Annotated in this window: 14 protein-coding genes; 8 read left to right on the top strand and 6 right to left on the bottom strand. The window is 56.6% G+C overall.

Annotation, left to right across the window (positions count from 1 at the left end):
- Window positions 1–125 precede the first annotated feature (125 nt).
- The gene (locus VAE55_RS16205; protein ID WP_322816770.1) at window positions 126–1,220 is read left to right on the top strand and encodes an STAS domain-containing protein; all 1,095 of its coding nucleotides are present in this window, start codon (window positions 126–128) and stop codon (window positions 1,218–1,220) included.
- A gap of 93 nt (window positions 1,221–1,313) precedes the next feature.
- Here the strand turns inward: VAE55_RS16205 and argG are convergent, their stop codons facing one another.
- On the bottom strand, window positions 1,314–2,660 hold the full coding sequence (gene argG, locus VAE55_RS16200) for an argininosuccinate synthase (RefSeq protein WP_322816769.1): 1,347 nt from the start codon (window positions 2,658–2,660) through the stop codon (window positions 1,314–1,316).
- 154 nt (window positions 2,661–2,814) lie between these two features.
- On the opposite strand from argG, the gene VAE55_RS16195 reads away from it, so the two are divergent.
- The 4 genes from VAE55_RS16195 (at window position 2,815) to VAE55_RS16180 (ending at window position 7,240) form a co-directional block, all read left to right on the top strand.
- Window positions 2,815–3,984 (top strand): STAS domain-containing protein, encoded by a 1,170-nt coding sequence (locus tag VAE55_RS16195; protein ID WP_322816768.1) that lies wholly within the window; start codon window positions 2,815–2,817, stop codon window positions 3,982–3,984.
- Between the two features lie 58 nt (window positions 3,985–4,042).
- Window positions 4,043–4,822 (top strand): electron transfer flavoprotein subunit beta/FixA family protein, encoded by a 780-nt coding sequence (locus tag VAE55_RS16190; protein WP_322816767.1) that lies wholly within the window; start codon window positions 4,043–4,045, stop codon window positions 4,820–4,822.
- Window positions 4,823–4,841: 19 nt separating this feature from the next.
- Window positions 4,842–5,819, top strand: coding sequence for an electron transfer flavoprotein subunit alpha/FixB family protein (locus VAE55_RS16185; protein ID WP_322816766.1), 978 nt, complete (start codon window positions 4,842–4,844; stop codon window positions 5,817–5,819).
- A 173-nt stretch (window positions 5,820–5,992) separates the two neighbouring features.
- Window positions 5,993–7,240, top strand: coding sequence for a PQQ-dependent sugar dehydrogenase (locus VAE55_RS16180; RefSeq protein ID WP_322816765.1), 1,248 nt, complete (start codon window positions 5,993–5,995; stop codon window positions 7,238–7,240).
- Here VAE55_RS16180 and VAE55_RS16175 read toward each other — a convergent pair.
- Genes VAE55_RS16175 through VAE55_RS16160 form a run of 4 tightly spaced genes read right to left on the bottom strand, consistent with a single transcriptional unit; the run spans window position 7,213 to window position 11,534 of the window.
- Window positions 7,213–7,965, bottom strand: a complete 753-nt coding sequence (locus VAE55_RS16175) for an EI24 domain-containing protein (RefSeq protein ID WP_322816764.1) — start codon at window positions 7,963–7,965, stop codon at window positions 7,213–7,215. The genes VAE55_RS16180 and VAE55_RS16175 overlap by 28 nt on opposite strands.
- A gap of 30 nt (window positions 7,966–7,995) precedes the next feature.
- Window positions 7,996–9,204 (bottom strand): glycosyltransferase, encoded by a 1,209-nt coding sequence (locus tag VAE55_RS16170; RefSeq protein ID WP_322816763.1) that lies wholly within the window; start codon window positions 9,202–9,204, stop codon window positions 7,996–7,998.
- Between the two features lies 1 nt (window position 9,205).
- Complete coding sequence (locus VAE55_RS16165; RefSeq protein ID WP_322816762.1) at window positions 9,206–10,246, bottom strand: peptidase C39 family protein; 1,041 nt, start codon at window positions 10,244–10,246, stop codon at window positions 9,206–9,208.
- A gap of 4 nt (window positions 10,247–10,250) precedes the next feature.
- Window positions 10,251–11,534, bottom strand: coding sequence for a lactate racemase domain-containing protein (locus tag VAE55_RS16160; RefSeq protein ID WP_322816761.1), 1,284 nt, complete (start codon window positions 11,532–11,534; stop codon window positions 10,251–10,253).
- A gap of 288 nt (window positions 11,535–11,822) precedes the next feature.
- Here VAE55_RS16160 and VAE55_RS16155 point away from each other — a divergent pair, with 288 nt between their 5' ends.
- From VAE55_RS16155 to VAE55_RS16145, 3 genes are all read left to right on the top strand, one after another.
- Complete coding sequence (locus tag VAE55_RS16155; protein WP_322816760.1) at window positions 11,823–12,821, top strand: glycosyltransferase family 2 protein; 999 nt, start codon at window positions 11,823–11,825, stop codon at window positions 12,819–12,821.
- A gap of 18 nt (window positions 12,822–12,839) precedes the next feature.
- Entirely contained in the window at window positions 12,840–14,996 is a 2,157-nt protein-coding gene (locus VAE55_RS16150; RefSeq protein WP_322816759.1) for a glycoside hydrolase family 2 protein, read from the top strand.
- 359 nt (window positions 14,997–15,355) lie between these two features.
- Window positions 15,356–16,540, top strand: a complete 1,185-nt coding sequence (locus tag VAE55_RS16145; RefSeq protein ID WP_322816758.1) for an acyl-CoA dehydrogenase family protein — start codon at window positions 15,356–15,358, stop codon at window positions 16,538–16,540.
- A 613-nt stretch (window positions 16,541–17,153) separates the two neighbouring features.
- On the opposite strand, the gene VAE55_RS16140 is transcribed toward VAE55_RS16145, so the two are convergent.
- A partial coding sequence (locus VAE55_RS16140; protein ID WP_322816757.1) for a DUF5671 domain-containing protein occupies window positions 17,154–18,837 on the bottom strand: 1,684 nt, incomplete at its 5' end.

Genomic DNA, 18,837 nt, shown 5'->3' with positions numbered 1-18,837 from the left:
CAATGACCATCGTTGGCGAAGTCTGAGTCATGAGCATAGCTTACCCGATTTCTGCTAAAATGGGTAGGTAGTTACGAGGAATGTATATAATGCAGCAATCTATTCTGGATCGTATAGGAGAAACTATGCACATATTGGCTACTTGGTTATTCCAGATACGAACCACCAACGAGGACGATCTCCGCCGTGGCCGTACAAGTATTGTGGCCGCACTTATCATGATCGGGCTGGCAATACTAGCACTACCAATTAGTGCTATCTCTACTAATCCGATCAGCAGTATCGCTACTCTTGCCATCGGTATTATTGCTTATCTCATCTCTATCATCACGATAAGAGCCGGTTTTATTAATGCAGGTGGTCTTATCTTAATCAACTTCGTTACTCTTCCAATATTGGTACCTATTGCTCTCAATACGCTATCAAACGGTTCCGTTACTTTACCCTTCTACCTTGCTCTGTCTCTCTTAGTTGCCGGCATCATCTTACGCCCACCCTTCATCTGGATAGTGCTGACGGTTAATCTGGTTGGGCTATTCATTGTCTGGAATATTGCCGGGTATAACCCTTTTGCCAATATGCAAACATTATCGCTTAGTACTGCTGCCCTCTTCCTCCAAGTTAGCACGGCCGTATTCACCTTTGTCGGTGGGCAGATTACCGCTACCATCTTGAGAGAGGCGCGGCAACTTCGTGAGGAAGCGCGGCAGAGTGCAGCACAACTGGCAACGCTCAACGCCACGTTGGAGGCGCAAGTGACCGAACGCACCGCAGCTTTACAACAGGCCCTGCACGAGCTTGAGCAGCGAGCTACCGAACAGGCCCGCTTGCTGGCCGAAAACGAGCAACAACGGCAGGCCATCCGTGAATTAAGTGTTCCGGTACTCCCCGTCCGTGAGACGACGCTGGTGATGCCGCTGGTCGGTGCTCTCGATACCGCTCGTCTGGCCGATATGCAACAGCAGGCCCTCGAACAGATTGCGCGTACCAATGCCCGTGACCTGTTCATCGATGTGACCGGGGTACCGGTGATTGATACGCAGGTAGCCAGGGGGCTGATCCAGGTGGTCGAAGCTGCCCGTCTGATGGGCACACGGGTCACCCTGGTCGGCATTCGCCCGGAAGTTGCCCAAACGCTGGTTACGCTGGGGATTGACCTGCGCTCAATTCGTACTTTTAGTACCTTGCAGACTGCGTTAGGAGAGGGAGGGAGAAGGTAGGAAATAGATACAGTGGAAAACAGACGTCATCCTTCACCCCTTACTTCACGTACCCGCTTCTATCTCCTCTCTCCAACCTCCTCTCTTACCTCTTTATTTATCTTCTCTATTCTCATCCGCTGGCGGAGCAAGTTGCGGCAATACGCCACTCTCACCGAGGAGACCGGTGCGCAGGTAGACCATGAGCTTCTTGCGCGTATCGGCAATGTCGTTGTTGCGCATGTGCAACTGCCCAATTCGATCCTGGGGTGTGAAGCTGGCTTCCCCCTTCTCCATCGTCAGCCGGGCCGGGTCGTAGGTTAAATTGGGTGAGGTCGTATCCAGGATCGAATAATCGTTCCCCCGCCGCAGACCAATCGTCACCTCACCGGTGATCAGGCGGGCAACCCAACGCTGCAACGACTCACGGATCATCATCGCCTGTGGATCGAACCAGCGCCCGGCGTAGAGCAGCCGCCCCAGCTTTCGCCCGTACTCACGGTATTGATCAATCGTATCTTCGTTGTGAATGCCGGTTACCAGCCGCTCGTAGGCAATGTAGAGCAGCGCCATGCCAGGGGCTTCGTAGATACCCCGACTCTTGGCTTCGATAATCCGATTCTCGATTTGATCACTCATACCGAGGCCGTGTCGTCCACCAATGCGGTTGGCTTCGGCCATGAGGGCGACGTGGTCGGGGAAGGTCATGCCATTAATTGCAACCGGGAAGCCCTCTTCAAAGGTGATGCGTACCTCTTCGTATTCGATATGCACATCCGGCTGCCAGAAGGCCACACCCATAATTGGCTTGACAATCGTGATGTTGCGGTCGAGAAACTCCAGGTCTTTCGCTTCGTGAGTGGCACCCAGCATGTTGGAATCGGTTGAATAGGCTTTTTCTGCCGGCATGCGATACTCAAAACCGGCCCGACTCAGGTAGGCAGACATCTCGGCCCGACCACCCAATTCGTCGATAAACGCCTGATCCAGCCACGGTTTATAGATGCGCAGATCGGGGTTGACCAGCAAGCCATAGCGATAAAACCGCTCGATATCGTTCCCTTTGTAGGTACTGCCGTCCCCCCAGATATGAACCCCATCTTCGCGCATGGCCGCGACCAGCATGGTACCGGTTACTGCACGTCCGAGTGGGGTGGTATTGAAGTAGGGCAAACCGGCGGTTGAGATGTGAAATGCACCGCACTGCAAGGCAGCCAGTCCCTCGGCAACCAACTGCTGGCGACAATCGATCAGACGGGCTGCTTCGGCGCCGTACATCAATGCCCGGCGGGGAATATCCTCATAATCGGGTTCATCGGGCTGACCGAGATTGGCGGTGTATGCATAGGGAATAGCACCTTTGGTGCGCATCCAGTGGATTGCAGCACTGGTGTCCAATCCGCCGGAAAATGCGATCCCGATCTTTTCGCCAACCGGCAGGTGTTGCAGAATTTTAGCCATAGTACTCCTCTTCAGTAAGGAAGGGTATATTTCGCCGTTGTATTATACGATGAGTAGTGACGAACAGCGCAGAAACGCTTCATTCGCCAATCTGCGAGTTATGCGGTAATATGTAATTAGGAACGTAGCAGATTACTCACAAACAAATACGTCTATGGATTTGCGAACTCGTCTCATTCTTGCACTCTCACCACTGATTGTTGCACTCCTACTTTTCGGGCTGCTAGCTTTCTTCACCCAACAGCGTGTATCCCAGACAATTGATCGGATTGATCGGGTAGCCCAAGATCTGATAGAGGTTGCCCAAACCGAGTCGCTCATCTTGCTTGAGCAGTATTATGTAAGCGAAATCATTGCCGGTCGGCAGCGTGATCGGAGCATGATAGAAACACAACGGGAAACCATCCGTTCTTTTCTGTCTGAGTATACCGATCAAGGAAACGGAAGTTTTGTTGAACTTGAGCTGGCTGCACGTTTTGAGGTGATGGTTGCCCAGCATGATACGGCACTGACCGTGTTTGATCGTGGTAATCGCGAAGAAGCGCTGGCAATGATTAGTAGCAATGATTATCACCGTAATATCCGGGCGATTCATAGCCTGGTTATCGGTGCGCAACGCGAGTATGAGGTACAATATCTACAAGAAATTAGTCATCTCGAGCGGATCGTTAATGAGGGGTTTTGGATTGGTGCAACGGTGGCCGGAGTGGCAGCGATACTCGCGATCACCCTTGCCGTCACACTCATCTGGCAGGTCGGCAAGCATGTTGACCGCCTGACGGCAGATGCGGAACGATTGATCCAAACTGAGCCGACCGGTCAACTTAGCCCGATCGGCTCGATCAACCAATTGCAGCGGTTACGTGATGCGTTCCAGCATTTGCTTGACACTATCAACCAACGGCAACAACAGCTTACTGCTGCTATGCAAGCACAACAGGTACAACTGGCGCGAGAGCTGGAATTGCAGGCAACGATTAGAGCATTGAGTCTGCCGGTGACACCGTTAGGTGCAAACACGATCTTTCTGCCCCTGGTCGGACATCTTGACGCTGAACGTGGTAAACAGCTTGAACAGACCCTGCTCGATGCCATTCAGCAACGACGCGCACGCAAGGTGGTCATTGATGTCAGCGGTCTGGCTACCTTTGAAGAGGAGACCCTGCAAACCATGATCCGGGTTGGTCAGGGTGCCCGTCTGCTCGGTGCCCAGAGCATTCTGGTCGGCGTGCGCGCCGATCAAGCGTTGCACTTCACGCAGCTACCCTCTGGTTTGTTCACCTATGCGCGCGATATTCCGGCGGCCCTCACAATGAACACATGAGCACGAACAGTCTGTTATAATGCAGTGCGTTACCGCTTTGTGGTACGAAGGAGGCCATATGCACATTGTTGTGTGTCTGAAGCAAGTCCCTCGCGATAATTCGGTCAAGATTCGACCGGATTTGACGATTGACGCCGAGGGCATTGAGCGGATTATTAACCTCTTCGATGAGTATGCCCTTGAAGAGGGTATTCGCTGGAATGAGCAACACGGCGGGAAGGTGACGGCGCTTTCTATCGGTACGTCAGAGTGGGTCGAGCAACTGCGCCGGGCACTGGCAATGGGTGCAACGGATGCTTTGTTGCTGAGTGATCCGGCATTTGCGCAGCTCGATACAATTGCCGCAGCGCGAGTAGCGGCAGCGGCGATCCGCAAGCTCGGCGATGTTGATTTGGTAATTACCGGCCGTAACAGCACCGACGATGAAACCGGGGCATTTGCACCGGCTCTGGCTCGCCTGCTCAGTTGGCCCCAGGTGACCTACGTCGGGAAGGTGCTGGAACTGCAACCCGGTGGAACGCTGCGGGTGGAGCGCCACCTCGAAAGTGTGATTGAGACGGTCGCGTGCCGCTTACCGGCAGTGATGTCGGTGATTAAGGATATTAACGAGCCACGCTATCCATCCCTCTTGAAGATCAAGCGGGTTGCCAAAGTGGAGCCGCCGGTCTGGACGGCTGCCGATTTGGGGTTGAATGCCGCAGATTTGACTCCCACCGCTCAACTGGCCGAACGGGTACCACCACCGCCCCGGCCAAAGGGCGAGATGATCGATGGCCCGGATGCAGCCACAAAAGTTCGCAAACTGGTTGATAAGCTGATGGAGTATCAGGTGATTTAAGCGCGGAAAGGAGCAGATCATGAACGGCATACTGGTTATTCTGGAAGCAGTTGGTGATGATCTGGCTGCTATTTCGCGCGAATTGCTCGGTAAGGGGCGGCAGTTGGCCGACGCACTGGGCGGCTCTCTGGCTGCACTGGCTATCGGGCCGACCACAGCCGTGGCTGCCCGCGCCGCTCATTTTGGAGCCGACCAGATTTTTACGGTCGAGGCACCAGCGTTAAGCCAGTATACGACCGATGGGTATGTGGCAGCAGCGATGGCGGCTGTCAAGACGTTCAACCCGGCTCTGATCATGGCCGGTACGAGCTTCCAGATGCGCGATTTTGGGGCGGCACTGGCAACCGATCTCAATGCCGGGCTGGCGGTTGACGTGACCGATCTTAAGGTGGTTGATGGCGCGATTCAGGCGACCCGGCCATCGCATGGTGGGAATGTTATCAATACCTATCGCTTTGCCGCCGGGAAGCCGGTTGTCACGTTGGTACGCAAGCAGAGCTTCCCCGAAGCAGCAGCGCAGCCGGATCGCAGTACCCTGGTGACGGCGTTATCGGTAGCTGAACTCAATCTACGCATCACCGTGGAAGAGGTAAAACCGAAGGCGGGAGCTGTCAATCTGACCGATGCCGCTATTATTGTGACCGGTGGCCGTGGGTTGGGGAACAAGGATAACTATTACCGGCTCATTCCACCGCTGGCCGAGGCGCTCGGTGGCGCATATGGCGCTTCACGGGCGATTGTTGATGATGGTTGGGTGCCCTACGAGCATCAGGTCGGGCAGACCGGGAAGACGGTTAGCCCGAAGCTGTATATTGCCGCCGGGGTGAGTGGCGCTATCCAGCACCTGGCCGGTATGCGCACCAGCCGCACAATCGTCGCCATTAATAAAGACCCGGAAGCACCTATTTTCCGTATCGCGACCCTCGGTGTGGTTGGTGATGTGAACGAAATTTTGCCGCTGCTTACCGAAGAGATCAAAGCTCGTCTCAACCGGTAGGCTATCAAGAACGTGCACGGGGAGGGAGCAACCGGCTTTGCTCTCCCCCGGACCGCTCATCACAAAGCTCGTGATTGCGCATGGTTTGTAAACTCCCCCTGCGACTGAGCCGTTCCCGCATCCTTGCCCCACTCGATCATTCGCAGTCGCTGTACTAAACTCACGGCATCATCATGAACAAACGTATCTTGTTTCTGGCTCTGATGACTCTTGTCATTGCCTCTATTGGGTTCGCTCAGGTTGCCTATCGCTTGTTCCTGCCAGTTGTCCAGCAGGGACTGACTATTCCGCCGGACGACCAGGTCAGTGCTCGTTTGCACGTTGCGGCAGGCTACACGGTGCGTCTTTACGCAAGTGGTCTCAACCGACCACGTCTCATGGCAATCGGCCCCGATGGTATCCTTTACGTGGCAGAGCGTGGGGCCAACCGAATTGTTCGTTTACCCGATCTGGATGGTGATGGGAAGGCCGATCAGGTGATCGCTGTCGCCACCAACCTGCCCGGTGTACATAGCCTAGAATGGCACGGCACCGATCTCTACGCCGCCGGCAATGCCACGGTCTGGCGGCTGCGTGATAGCGATGACGATGGTCAGTTCAGCGGTTCTGAAATAGCGATTGTCGTTGATGGGCTACCGAATGACGGCGGTCATTCAACCCGCACCGCCCGCATTGGCCCTGATGGGATGCTCTACATTGCCGTTGGCTCTAAATGCAATATCACTGTTGGCTGTAGCGAAGGCGATCCGCGACGGGCAGCGATTCTCCGTTACACGTTAGACGGCGGCATTCCAGCCGACAATCCCTTCGCCGGCGATCCCGATCTACGCCGGCGTGCTGTCTGGGCTGAAGGCTTACGCAACAGCGTTGATTTCATCTTTTTACCCGATGGCCGACTGTGGGCAACGCACAACGGCAGCGACGGGCTGGGGAACGATCTCCCACCCGAAGAGGTGATTATCGAGGTTGAGCCGGGCAGACATTACGGCTGGCCCTATTGCTATACGGCAGAGATAGGTGCAGTGCCCGCCGGTGCGCAGGAGGTTCGCGATGAACGGGTACCGCTCGACGCAACCTTCTCCAGTTGTGCCCAGGCTACACCGGCACGCTTTACCGACCTGGCCCATTACGCACCACTCGGTGTCGCCCGATTGGCCGATGGTGATGTGTTGATCGCCTACCACGGCTCGTGGAATGCCGACGAGACACCACGCGACTGTCGGGTACAGCGTATTCATGTCAGTGACGGTAACCCAATCGATGCCCAGCCATTTTTAACCGGATTCCGCGACAATCCCCAGCAGGAGTGTGGCGGTGCCTGGGGCCGACCGGCAGGAGTCACCGTAGCCGCCAATGGCACTATCTTCGTTTCGGACGACCGCAACGGAAACATCTACCGCATTGTGCCATCGTCGAGATAGACAGGCGATCTCTCACAAAAGAAGAGCGTACCTGCGGTGATGCAGACCGGTACAGCGAGAAGATTAAGGAACGGCACACTCACCAGTCCCAGACAGATCAAACCAAAACCGGCACTGGCTGGGAGATGGTGGCGAATATAGCCGAGTTTCGCGCGAAACGACAGTCGGCGTCGCTCGAGCGGTGGATCGAAAAAGTCGAGACATGAAATGGTGACGCCAATGGCTATCCCGGCTGCCATTCCCAGCATCGTGCCGACGCCAGGCAGCACATTGAGCAACAGCGCGGGTATCCCAAACGCCAGCAAGAAGATCAACTTCTTCAGCTCGAACAGCAAGGCACGTAAGAGATCGTATGCGATGGAAGCTGGGGAAGTCGGCGACGTTGTTCTGGCGACACCGCGCAACTGTTCTTCGATCAGTTCCGATAGACGGCTGTAAAAAGGCGAACCGATGACAACGCCAAAGCGTACCAGCATGTAGCCAAGTCCAATGAAGAGGGCAATGATCAGTAAAACTCGGACAAACCATGCGATCCACTTCGGCCAATCGACGAGCAGCACCTCAATTGCCTGAAAGCCGACCCATAACAGGGTGGTGTAGAGTACGAATCCTATCAGTATATTCAGCGCAATCGGGATGACGATGTAGCGCCAGAGCATCGGCTGGCTACCGATGAACCGTATGGCGCGTAGTGGAAAACTTAAGCCGTCCAGAAATGCGTGCATACCGTTGAAGATTTCTGCTTGTGCAGATGTCTACATTTGGATAGCTGCTTCCAGCCGAGGTGCGATTTGTGACCAATCGTACCCGGCACAGACGAATAGACGTCCGTTACGACCCAGGTGTTGCGCCAGCGTCCTATCGGCGACCAGGCGCGAGACAGCGTGGGCAAACGCGGACGGGGTATCGGCCAGCAAGAGATGTTCCTCGTTGCGCAGACCAGGAATCCCTTCCGCCCCCAGTGAAGTACTGACAATTGGGGCAGCCATTGCCAGTGCTTCCAGGAGTTTCAGCCGCGAGCCACCGCCGATCCGCATCGGAATCGCAACCGCCGCCGCTTCCGCCAGCACCGGACGAGTATCGGCAACTTCACCGGTTACCACGATATGCCGATCGTCGTGCAGGGAGAGCAGACTCCGATGAGGGCGCCGCCCGATGAGACGCAGGCGTAGAGCGGGATGCATCCGCTTGACAAGCGGAAATACCTCGTACACAAACCAGAGCACTGCATCAACGTTGGGCCGATAGTCAAGTGTCCCCACAAAGACCAGATCATTGGTTGGGTGCGGCGCTTCAACAGGCGGCGCGAAATACGTACAATCTACCCCGTTTGGGACGAGATGCAGACAGGCACGAGGCGCCAACCGACGCAGTGCAGCTTCATCTTCTGCCGAGACAACTAACACGCGATCCACGGTCTGGAGGATGTGCCGCTCAAAAGCTGCCAGTTTCAGCCACTGAATGAGTGAGTAGACGCCACCAACGAGCGCTTTGGGGCGGAAGGCGTGTTGCAAATCATTGATGGCAGCACGCCGTTGCAGCAGGTATTCGGCGTTAAACTCGTCGAGGATTGTGCGTAGACCATGCCGCTGCGCCTGTATCAGATATGGCGCCATCTCGATACTTTCGGCCAGCACGACATCGAACTGCCCACTGACTAACAGGTTTTTCAGGGTGGTGACATACGCCGGGCTGGCGTTCCGCAGGGCCATATCGGGGAGTGGACTAACCAGCGTCGTGAATGCACGCTGACGCAGCGAACGGTGTGGCGGCCCCATGACAATGTGCAGCTCCAGCCAATCTCGCAGTGGCGATAGCGCCTGAGCTGCGGCAGCATCAGGAGCAAAGGTAAGAAGCGTCACCCGATGATGTTGGGCCAGGATGCGCAGCAGATGGAAGATACGCAGTGCGCCGCCACCCCGTGGCGGATAGGGCGGGTATGGAGCCAGGGCAAGTATCTGCATCTCACACCCATGCATCAGCCGAGCCGGGTTCGGGCCGAGGCCAATCAGGCGGGTAGATCAGATACACGGTACCGACGGAATTGGCCTGCCACGCTGTTGCCAGTTGGGATTGCGGATATGCGCGCAGTATCCGTTCGCGTCCGGCTGGTTCGGCGATCAGCGCGTGGGTGTCGGTAAAACCGCGGACAATCGTCAGATGGCCGCTGGTGCGACCGGGGGCATCATCAACCTGACCATGCTCCCAGGCCACGCTTATAATCACCGGCACACCGGTAGCCGTCCAACGGCTGACCTGTTCCAGGGTGTCGAAACGAGTCACGTATGCCCGCAAACCGAATTGAGCTGCAAACGCCGTATTGAATGACCAGTTGCCGGTGCCATCCCAGCCTGGATCGAAGATACCGGCCACCGTCAGATCGGGTAATGTCGTGCGTTCGGCAAACGGTGCGAGACGCGAATCGGCCACCTGAGCATGCCAGTATGCCAGCACCATATGTACGGCTGTAGGACTGCACCATCCCTCGCCGCCAGGATAATCGTACTGACACAGCAGCAGTGGCAGACTAATTGCCGACAGGGATGGCTGCGTAGAAGCAGTCTCCGGCTGCGCAGTCGTGGTAATGCAAAGAAACAGCTCACTCATTGCCGGCATATCAGCACCGGGGAGACCGCAGAGCAACACACGCACCTGAACAGCCTGTGCTGGTGTGTGCAATTGCAGCGTATCGGTAGCAACAGTGCCGGCCTCATGTCGTTGGTCGGCAAAACTGGTACGGTGAGTGCCGTCGCTATCCCAGGCAGCCAACCGAAACCAGGTGCTCCAGGTGCCATGCTGTTGCACGCGAAGCTGAAGCTCAATCCAGCTTGCCGAAGGCGTATCGGCAATCCAGCTCGGAATGATCGAGAGCGCATCGTACGTCACGAGTGGAGGGCTAACCATTGCAATGCGGGCGTGCGGATCATCAGCCGATACAGGTGCTGCCCGTTCCCAGGTGTCAATGGCCGCCTCGTCCCAATGGTACAGGAGATGGTAGGGTGTCATGAAGCTATCCTTCAACGCAATCGAGAACCCATTCAGCGGGGCCGAGTAATTCAAGATTGGGGTGAGCTGTAACCTCCGGCAAGAGTGCTTCACTGACCAACAACTCTTCCAGATGAAGCGTGTCGGGAATGCGTACCAGCCGCACTGCCGCCAGATCAGGCTGACCACACGTCTTGATCGCCATCGCCACTGCATCACGTTCGGTAGGCAGGGTTATCGGCAATCCACCTTTGCACAGACCAACCAAACCAGCCGTCAACACATTCACATAGGTGGCGTGAAAATCGATCTTCGCAGCCAGACGCGCCGTCGTAATGTCGGCAAGGCCAATCCCATTCGCATTCCCGTGTGTTTCGGGGGTAAGATCAAGCACCACAATCACATTAATCACCGGCCGATCAGGTGGCGGCTCACCGGGAATAGGCAAACGCCCGATCACGTTCGTATCCATGCCGGTGCCACTGATGTTCTTACCGATGCGATCAACCACCAGCACATCCAGACGGTCGAAGGGCAAGCGGGCCATCATCTCTTTGCTGCGCAGCAACAACTCAGCTTCACCGGCGCCACCAATCTCTGCCGGTGGCAGAGCCACAATTGCCGCCGTCTGATCGCGGGCATCTTCCAGGATTGCCAGCCCGGCCAGCACTCTCCCCCGCTCAACCACCATCCGCGCCATCGGCACCAACTGCTCTTTCAGGCCGTAGACCGCAGTACGATGCACAATTTCGGCACCCTGGCGTTTTCCCAGACCGACGGCACACATTTTCGCCAGACCACTCTCAATCGGGGCTTTAAACGATGTATGGGTCTTGATGCGGTTAATGACCAACACTCCATCGGCTTCAGCGGCGAACCGATCCATATACACCGGCGTACCATCGGCGATCCGCCCCAGTTCGACTACATCCATCGTTGCCCGAATCGGGCAACCAACCGACTGTTCGGTGATGCCAAGCGATGCAAGGAGGGCCACCTGACCTTCCGCCGTCGCTCCACCGTGACTCCCCATCGCCGGAACGATAAAGGGTTCGGCACCGTGGGCACGCAGCCAGGCCACTGCCGCTGCCGTAATCGTCACGATATTGCTAATCCCGCGACTGCCGGCAGTCACGGCAATCCGCATACCAGGCTGGATGTGGCCGGCCAGCCCGATTTTGTCGAGTTCAGCATGGACGACTGCTGCGACATCGGCTATGGGCGATGTCTGCCAGCGCTGACGAACACGAAAGAGCGGAGGAAGTGGCGTATCGGCCCGAATGTGCTCAATGTTGAGCGTGATTTGCATCGTCTAGCCTCGCTGTGAAGTATCCTATCACGGCATGCTGGATTGTACCATAAGCCGGTAGTGGGTTGTCATACCAAATCTGGTGTCATACCCCAGGTTGCTACCTTTGTCACCACAGAGACACGGAGGACACAGAGGGTGAGCATAACCTGAGTTCGGATTTGATATTAGCCTGTATACCTGCCAACTGAGTGCGAGTTACAATTAGAGTTTCTCGCTCGCCGATGACCACCACGCCTCAGCTATGGTACACTATGCGCAGTAAGGGTGAGGAATACAGAGCAACCTATGCTGGCAATCATCATTGTATCCTGGAATGTGCGCGATCTGCTGCGACGCTGCCTGAGCGCTGTTCAGGCAGCGCTAGCCGCAGGCAATCTCGCTGCTGAGATCATTGTGGTTGACAATGACAGCCGTGATGGCACAGCGGCAATGATCCGTCAGGAATTTCCCGCTGTACATTTGATCGAAGCCGGTGCCAATCTCGGTTTTACCGCCGCTAACAATCTGGCCCTGCGCACGCTGCTGGCGCGACCGGATGGCGGGCCGGAGTTTATCTTGTTCCTCAACCCGGATACCGAACCCCAGGCTGACGCGATTCCACGCCTGGTCGGTTTTCTGCAAGAGCATCCGGCAGCTATCGCCGTTGGCCCTCGTTTGCTGTACAGCGATGGAAGTCAACAATCCTCGCGCCGTCGCTTTCCAACGCCGCTGACCATGATCTGGGAAAGTACGCCGTGGGAGCGCCTCTGGCCGCGTAATCCATGGGCCCGTGCCTACCACTGCGCCGACCGGTCTGCCGACCGGGTGCAACGGGTGGGCTGGCTGGTTGGGGCCGCGCTGCTGGTACGGACAACGGCAATCCGTCAGGCAGGCTTGCTCGACGAGCGGTTTTTTATGTACAGCGAGGAACTCGAATGGCAGTGGCGTTTGCAGTGGCAAAACCCGGTAGCGCCGGCACCGGATCGCTCCCGGCGCGAGCATGTGGAAGTGTGCAGTCAAATCTGGTACCTGCCTGATGCTGTGGTTATCCATCATGAAGGAAAGAGCAGCGAACAGGTGCCACTCGTTCGCCATCGCTACTTTCAGCAGAGCCGTCTCCTGCTGGCTCGCATGTGGTACGGTTGGGCCACCGCAGCCCTCTTGCGTCGCCTGATCTGTCTGGGGTACCAGTATGAATTGATCATCGAGGCACTCAAGCTGGCGCTCGGTCATCGGCCAGAGCTGCGGCGGCAGCGGATTGCGCTCTATCAGCAGGTGTTGTATACCCTGAATAATACCTGGTAGTCATTGCCGAATCAGCATATGTATCTCGTTACCCTGCAGGATAACTGGCAGATTCGCCCGCTGAACGAATTTTCGCACGGCATCTACCCGCGCCACGATAGCGAATGGCTACCGGCCATCGTTCCCACTCACTGGCAACAATTACCAGGGCTGGAAACCCACAGTGGCAAGGTGGTTTACCGCTGTCGCTTTCCCAATCCGTCTCATGCGACTCGTGTCCCTGATGAACGGCGCTGGTTGCGCATTAACGGCGCGTTCTACTATCGGCACACCTATCTCAACGGGGTCGATCTGGGTGCTCACGAAGGCTACTTCGAGCCGACTGAGCACGACATCACTACCTTGCTGCGTGCCCAGAACACCTTAATCATCGAACTCGATTGTCCCGATGAACACAACAAAATCGGCAAACGGATGATCACGGGGGTCTTTTCACATTGGGATTGTTTCGATCCCCAGGCTAATCCGGGGGGTATCTGGTTGCCGGTCGAGATACACTACAGTGGCCCTGTGCGCCTCCACCAGGCTCGCCTGCGCACCGAACATTGCGATGCTCGGCTGGCGCAGTTGCGTTTTGCCCTTGACCTCGACGCTACCCAGGCCGTGACCATCCGTAGCGAGTTGATCTTTGCGCCGCTGACATTTCACGGCGAAACGCAGGTCTTCACCGTCCAGCGTCACTTACGTGGCGGCAAACAAACCGTGCACGGTCTTTTGAAATTGCGCGAACCACGTCGTTGGTGGACGCATGATCTGGGCCGTCCCGATCTCTACCAGGTAACCGTGCGTATCTGGCTTGATGACTGCCTGAGTGATGAGCAATCATTTTCGTATGGTGTGCGCACCTTTGCATTACGTGACTGGATTCCCCATCTGAACGGTGAGCGGTTTCTGGCCAAAGGAAACAACTACCCGCCCGGCGATATGCGGATTGCGACGATGAATCGCGAGCGTGCCGAGCGCGATCTGGCCCTGGCACGTGATTGCCACATGAACATGCTCCGCGTTCATGCCCACATCGACCATCCGGCCTTCTACGATGCGGCTGATGCCGCCGGGATACTGCTCTGGCAAGATTTTCCGCTTCAGTGGCTGTATCGACCAGACGTGCTACCGGCAGCCCGTCACCAGGCCCGGGCTATGGTACGCTTGCTCGGCAATCATCCCAGTATTGCGATCTGGTGCATGCACAACGAAGCGATCCACCTCGAAGATACTGCCGATGAATCACTACCGGCACGGCTGCGTACCTATCAATCGGCATTTGTCTTTAGCTGGAACCGTGATGTGATGGATGTGCAGTTAAAGCAGATCGTGGAAGAAGAAGACCCAACCCGACCGGTAGTACGTTCGTCGGGTGAGCCAGATGTTCCCTACGTGCGCACCGGCACCGACGCCCATGCCTACTTCGGCTGGTATCGCACCTACGGTTCGCTGGCCGATGGAGAAGCGGTACGGGCGCGTTTTCCGGGCAACCTGCGCTTCGTGACCGAGTTCGGTGCGCAGAGTTTTCCCAACCTTGAGAGCAGTCTGCGCTTTATGCCTGATCCGCTCGACGATGCTGCGATCAATCGCCTGAGAGAACGGCATGGCCTACAGGCAGAGATCATGTCGGCCTGGTATCCCTGGCGGCAGGCAACCTCACTGGCCGAAGTAATCGAGATGTCACAGAACTATCAGGCCGAACTGAATCGTTTCTACATTGATCGCCTTCGCTACCATAAATATCGTCCAACCGGTGGTATCATCGCCTTTCTCTTCGTCGATCCGTACCCCGCTGTTTTGTGGAGCGTGATCGACTACTGGCGTGTGCCCAAACGTTCGTACTACGCGCTGCGCGACTGTTTTCGCCCACAATATGTCTTTACCCTGATTGAGCCGCGCACATTTATCATTGGCGAAGCAATTGATCTTCCTATCTACGCCGTCAACGATGCCCGCGAGCCGCTGGTTGGTGCGCAACTGACTATCAGCCTGTACGACCCCACCGATACCGAACTGGCTACCGTTGTTCGCTACCTCGATCTCCCTGCCGACTCACTGGCAACCGAAGTTGATCGCCTGCGCCTCACACCAATCCGTGCCGGCGAGTACACCATTGTGCTTCGCCTGATCGGAGCCGGGCCGGAGTTTATCAATCGCTATCGGTTAACTGCGGAAGAGAAGACACCCTAAACGTGGTCTGGACGTTGAAGTCTACACGCCCTTGCAGCTCCATATGCGGGGACACGGATAGACGCGGATTGGGCGGATGAACGCGGATCGGTTGTTGGCTGAGCGGGCTGAAGGATGGGCAATTCGCCCATCCACCAGCAGCCGTGGGCATCATATGCGGGGACACGGATAGACGCGGATTGGGCGGATGAACGCGGATCGGTTGTTAGCTGAGCGGGCTGAAGGATGGAAAATGGATTATGTGCCATGCATTGCATACTATCAGAATTGCGCCCGGCCAGGCTTGATCACGAAGATAATATTCTGTGTTATAATTATTACGCAGTGCGTCATACACGTATTATCTCAGGAGGCGAACAATGACGATCGCAAGCGAGCGCGGTATCGATCTCTTCCATTTCGACGAACTACTCACCCCGCGCGAGCGCGCACTTCGCGATAAGGTGCGCACATTTTGTAACGAGCACGTGTTGCCGATCATCAACGATTACTGGGAGCGAGCCGAATTTCCCTTCGAGCTGATTCCCCGGATCGCCGAGTTAGGGATCGTCGGTGGCACCATCCAGGGCTACGGTTGTCCGGGATTCTCCAGTGTTGAAGTTGGGCTGATCGCTGCCGAGCTGGCCCGCGGTGATGGCAGTGTCGGCACATTTGTCGGCGTAACCAGTGGTCTGGCAATGGGTGCCATCGCTGCCTGCGGTTCAGAGGAGCAGAAGCAACGCTGGCTACCGGCGATGGCCCGGCTGGAGAAGATTGGTGCGTTTGCCCTCACCGAGCCTTACGTCGGTTCCGACGCGGCCCACATTCGCACCACTGCCAAACGTGTGAGTGGTGGCTACCTGCTCAACGGCGCCAAGCGTTGGATCGGGAACGCTACCTTTGCCGACGTGATCGTGGTGTGGGCTCAGGATGAAGAGACCGGTCGGATTGGCGGATTTTTGGTCGAGAAGGGCACCCCCGGCTATCGGGCAACCAAGATCGAAGGCAAGATTGCCAAGCGTTCGGTCATCAATGCCGACATTACCCTGGAGAATGTCTTCGTGCCGGAAGAGAATCGCCTGCCGTTGGCCCGCTCGTTCCGCGATACGGCGAATATCTTGAAGAACACTCGCTATGGGGTCGCCTGGGAAGCAGTTGGTCACGCTCAGGCTGCCTACGAACTGGCACTTGAGTACACCCTCCAGCGCGAGCAGTTTGGCCGTCCGATTGCCGGCTTCCAGTTGGTGCAGCAGAAGCTGGTTCACATGCTCGGTGATCTCACTGCGATCCAGTTGATGGCCTGGCGGCTGAGCAAGCTCCGCGACGAGGACGAAAGCCAGATCACCGAAGGTATGGCGTCGCTTGCCAAGCAATACTGTGCAGCTAAAGCACGCCAGATTGTTGCCCTGGGCCGTGAAGTACTCGGCGGCAACGGGATTCTGCTCGACCGGCATATTGCACGCCACTTTGCCGATATTGAAGCTGTCTATACCTACGAAGGCACCAACGAGATTAATACCCTGGTTGTCGGGCGCGAGATTACCGGGATTGCCGCATTTGTATAACGTCCTCTAACGAACCCTCAACCTCGCTCCTCGTGTTTGAAGAGAGGAGCGAGGTGGCACTCGCTACCACCGGAACGTTACATCAAATCTGGTTTCATAGCGGTCATAGCACACTATCTGGTGTCACCTGAGCGCCACGCTGCGGTGCGCAAGCGCCGGTAGACCTGGGAGCGCGCGCCTCCCACTCGCGCTTACCTCGCTCGCTCACCTGGGAGCGTGCGCCTCCGGTGCGCTTACTACCTGCAACAACCTGCTGGGACTTCGTCCAGCGCGGCATCGCAAGCCATAACCAGCTCGCAACAGCGCGAGCCATCCGGCACCGCACCACGACACGCCCGTTACCCATTACACTGGCGCTGTGTCTGAGCGTGACAGGTCACGATGTGATATGAGCGCTTATTCTATGTCCGTCACCGCTGGAGCCACAGCTCGAACGGCCAAAGCGTCTCTCGCAACCCTGCGCGTAGAGTGGGCAACGGCCCACCTATGCGTACAGGATGTTGGGAGTGGAAGGTATGCTTCCGCCCTTACCATTTGACAGACGTTTGCATTGAGATGAAACGTATGTCGCTCCTACCCATGTCATGGTGTCCATAGTTGACACAGATTCTCCTCAAAACGAGAACAGAGCTATCAGAAACACCAGTGATCCGCTTAACAACGAGATAACCAAAACTACTCCAACCACTACTGCCACAATCGTGCCGGCGGTGACTGTGCGCTTGGGGCGCAATGACTCACCGGCCAGCACCTGACGTACAGCATCTGCCAGTTGACGAGCAATCTCAGTCCCCGTCATCGGCTCCACTCCCACCCACATCCAGTTCGTATCGGCCAGCGGCACCAGCAATTTACGTGCCGGATACCGATTCAGCCACTGTGGATTCTCAGTCTGGCGCCACGTGCCAACGATCAGGTTAGCGTTCGCTAATTGCTGTTCGGCTTCGGCAGACTGATCCCTGATGTAGATGACCAGTTGTGGAAATTGTGTGCGCAATTCAGTGGCAATCTGATTGGCCAGACCATCATCGGCGACAACAGCGACCCGCGTCTGGGCCTGTTTCGCCAGCGCTGCTTCCTCACGCACCCGCGTATCAGATCGTAACGCAAGCCCGTGCGTTGCCAGCACACCACCGGCAATCAGCGCGAAGGCCAACGCCTGGGCAATGTCGGCCAGCAGCGAACCGGCAAACGGCTTACCGAGTGCGATACTGATGATGCGGAAGAGGATGTACATCATCGCCAGCAAAAGTGTCAATGAGGCGACGAACAAGAAGCCGAAGAGGTAGATACGGCGTGTGAGTGAGCTACGCTCGGCCACACCAGCCTCACCCGTAACGCTGGATATGCGCTGTATCCGACGCCAGCACACTGCCCAGACTGCCAGGCCGACAATCAGCATCGCCCCAAACCAGGACAGTGGCTCGCGGAGATCGGACGTTGTCTCGGCTCCGGCCACACCTCGAATGATCACACTCAACATTCCACCCAGACCACCAACCAGAGCCAGTTGCCCGACGGCTGCCACCAGGTACCATGCCACCCGCCGCACCCCGGCCTGACGGGGAGCTTCGGGAATGACCGCTGCATCGGCCCGCAAGACCTGACTGTGATACAGGGCGATGACAAGGAAGACAACTGATGAGATCAGCACATCTAGCGGGCTACCGGTTACCGTCAATCCCACCATTTGGCGGAATACGCCGGCCAGCAGGATGGTTGCATTTGTCACTGCTGCCAGACTGCTCACCACAATCACCAGGTAGAGGTAAAACTTGCGCAACACCGATGCCCGTTCATCTTCTTCCGCACTGGCAAAGAGCTGTTGCGCACGCCACCAGTGACCGAGCCAGACGACCAGGCCGATGATTGTGGATGCGATGAGTTCGGGCAAGATCGGCAGCGAAAGAGAACCGCCGAAGGCATTGGCTATTTGCTGAGCCAACGTCGTAATACTACTTGCCCAGACAGCCAGACCAACCCCGGCGGCAAACAACAGGTAGAGACGTCTCACCAATGCGCCACCACCGGTCAACGGCGCCTGATGGAGATCATTGCGAGCAACGACACTGTGATAGGCGAAGAGCACACCAGGGATCAATGACGCAATAATCCCGTATTCAAACTGTCCAACGCGGTCGCTGCCTGGAATGCGCAAGATAAACCGCAGTATTGCTGTCAGCAGATCGAAAACACTTCCAATCAGTGTAATCAAAAACAGGGTCAGATTGCCGTAGAGATAGAGTTTTCGTATCGCCGAAGCTCGCTCGTCCCGATCACGTCGCGCCAGGCGTTCC

The organism is Chloroflexus sp. (assembly GCF_034432675.1).
Lineage (GTDB): Bacteria > Chloroflexota > Chloroflexia > Chloroflexales > Chloroflexaceae > Chloroflexus.
The sequence above is the reverse complement of the archived record's forward strand: the minus strand, read 5'-3'. Positions and strand labels throughout refer to the sequence as shown.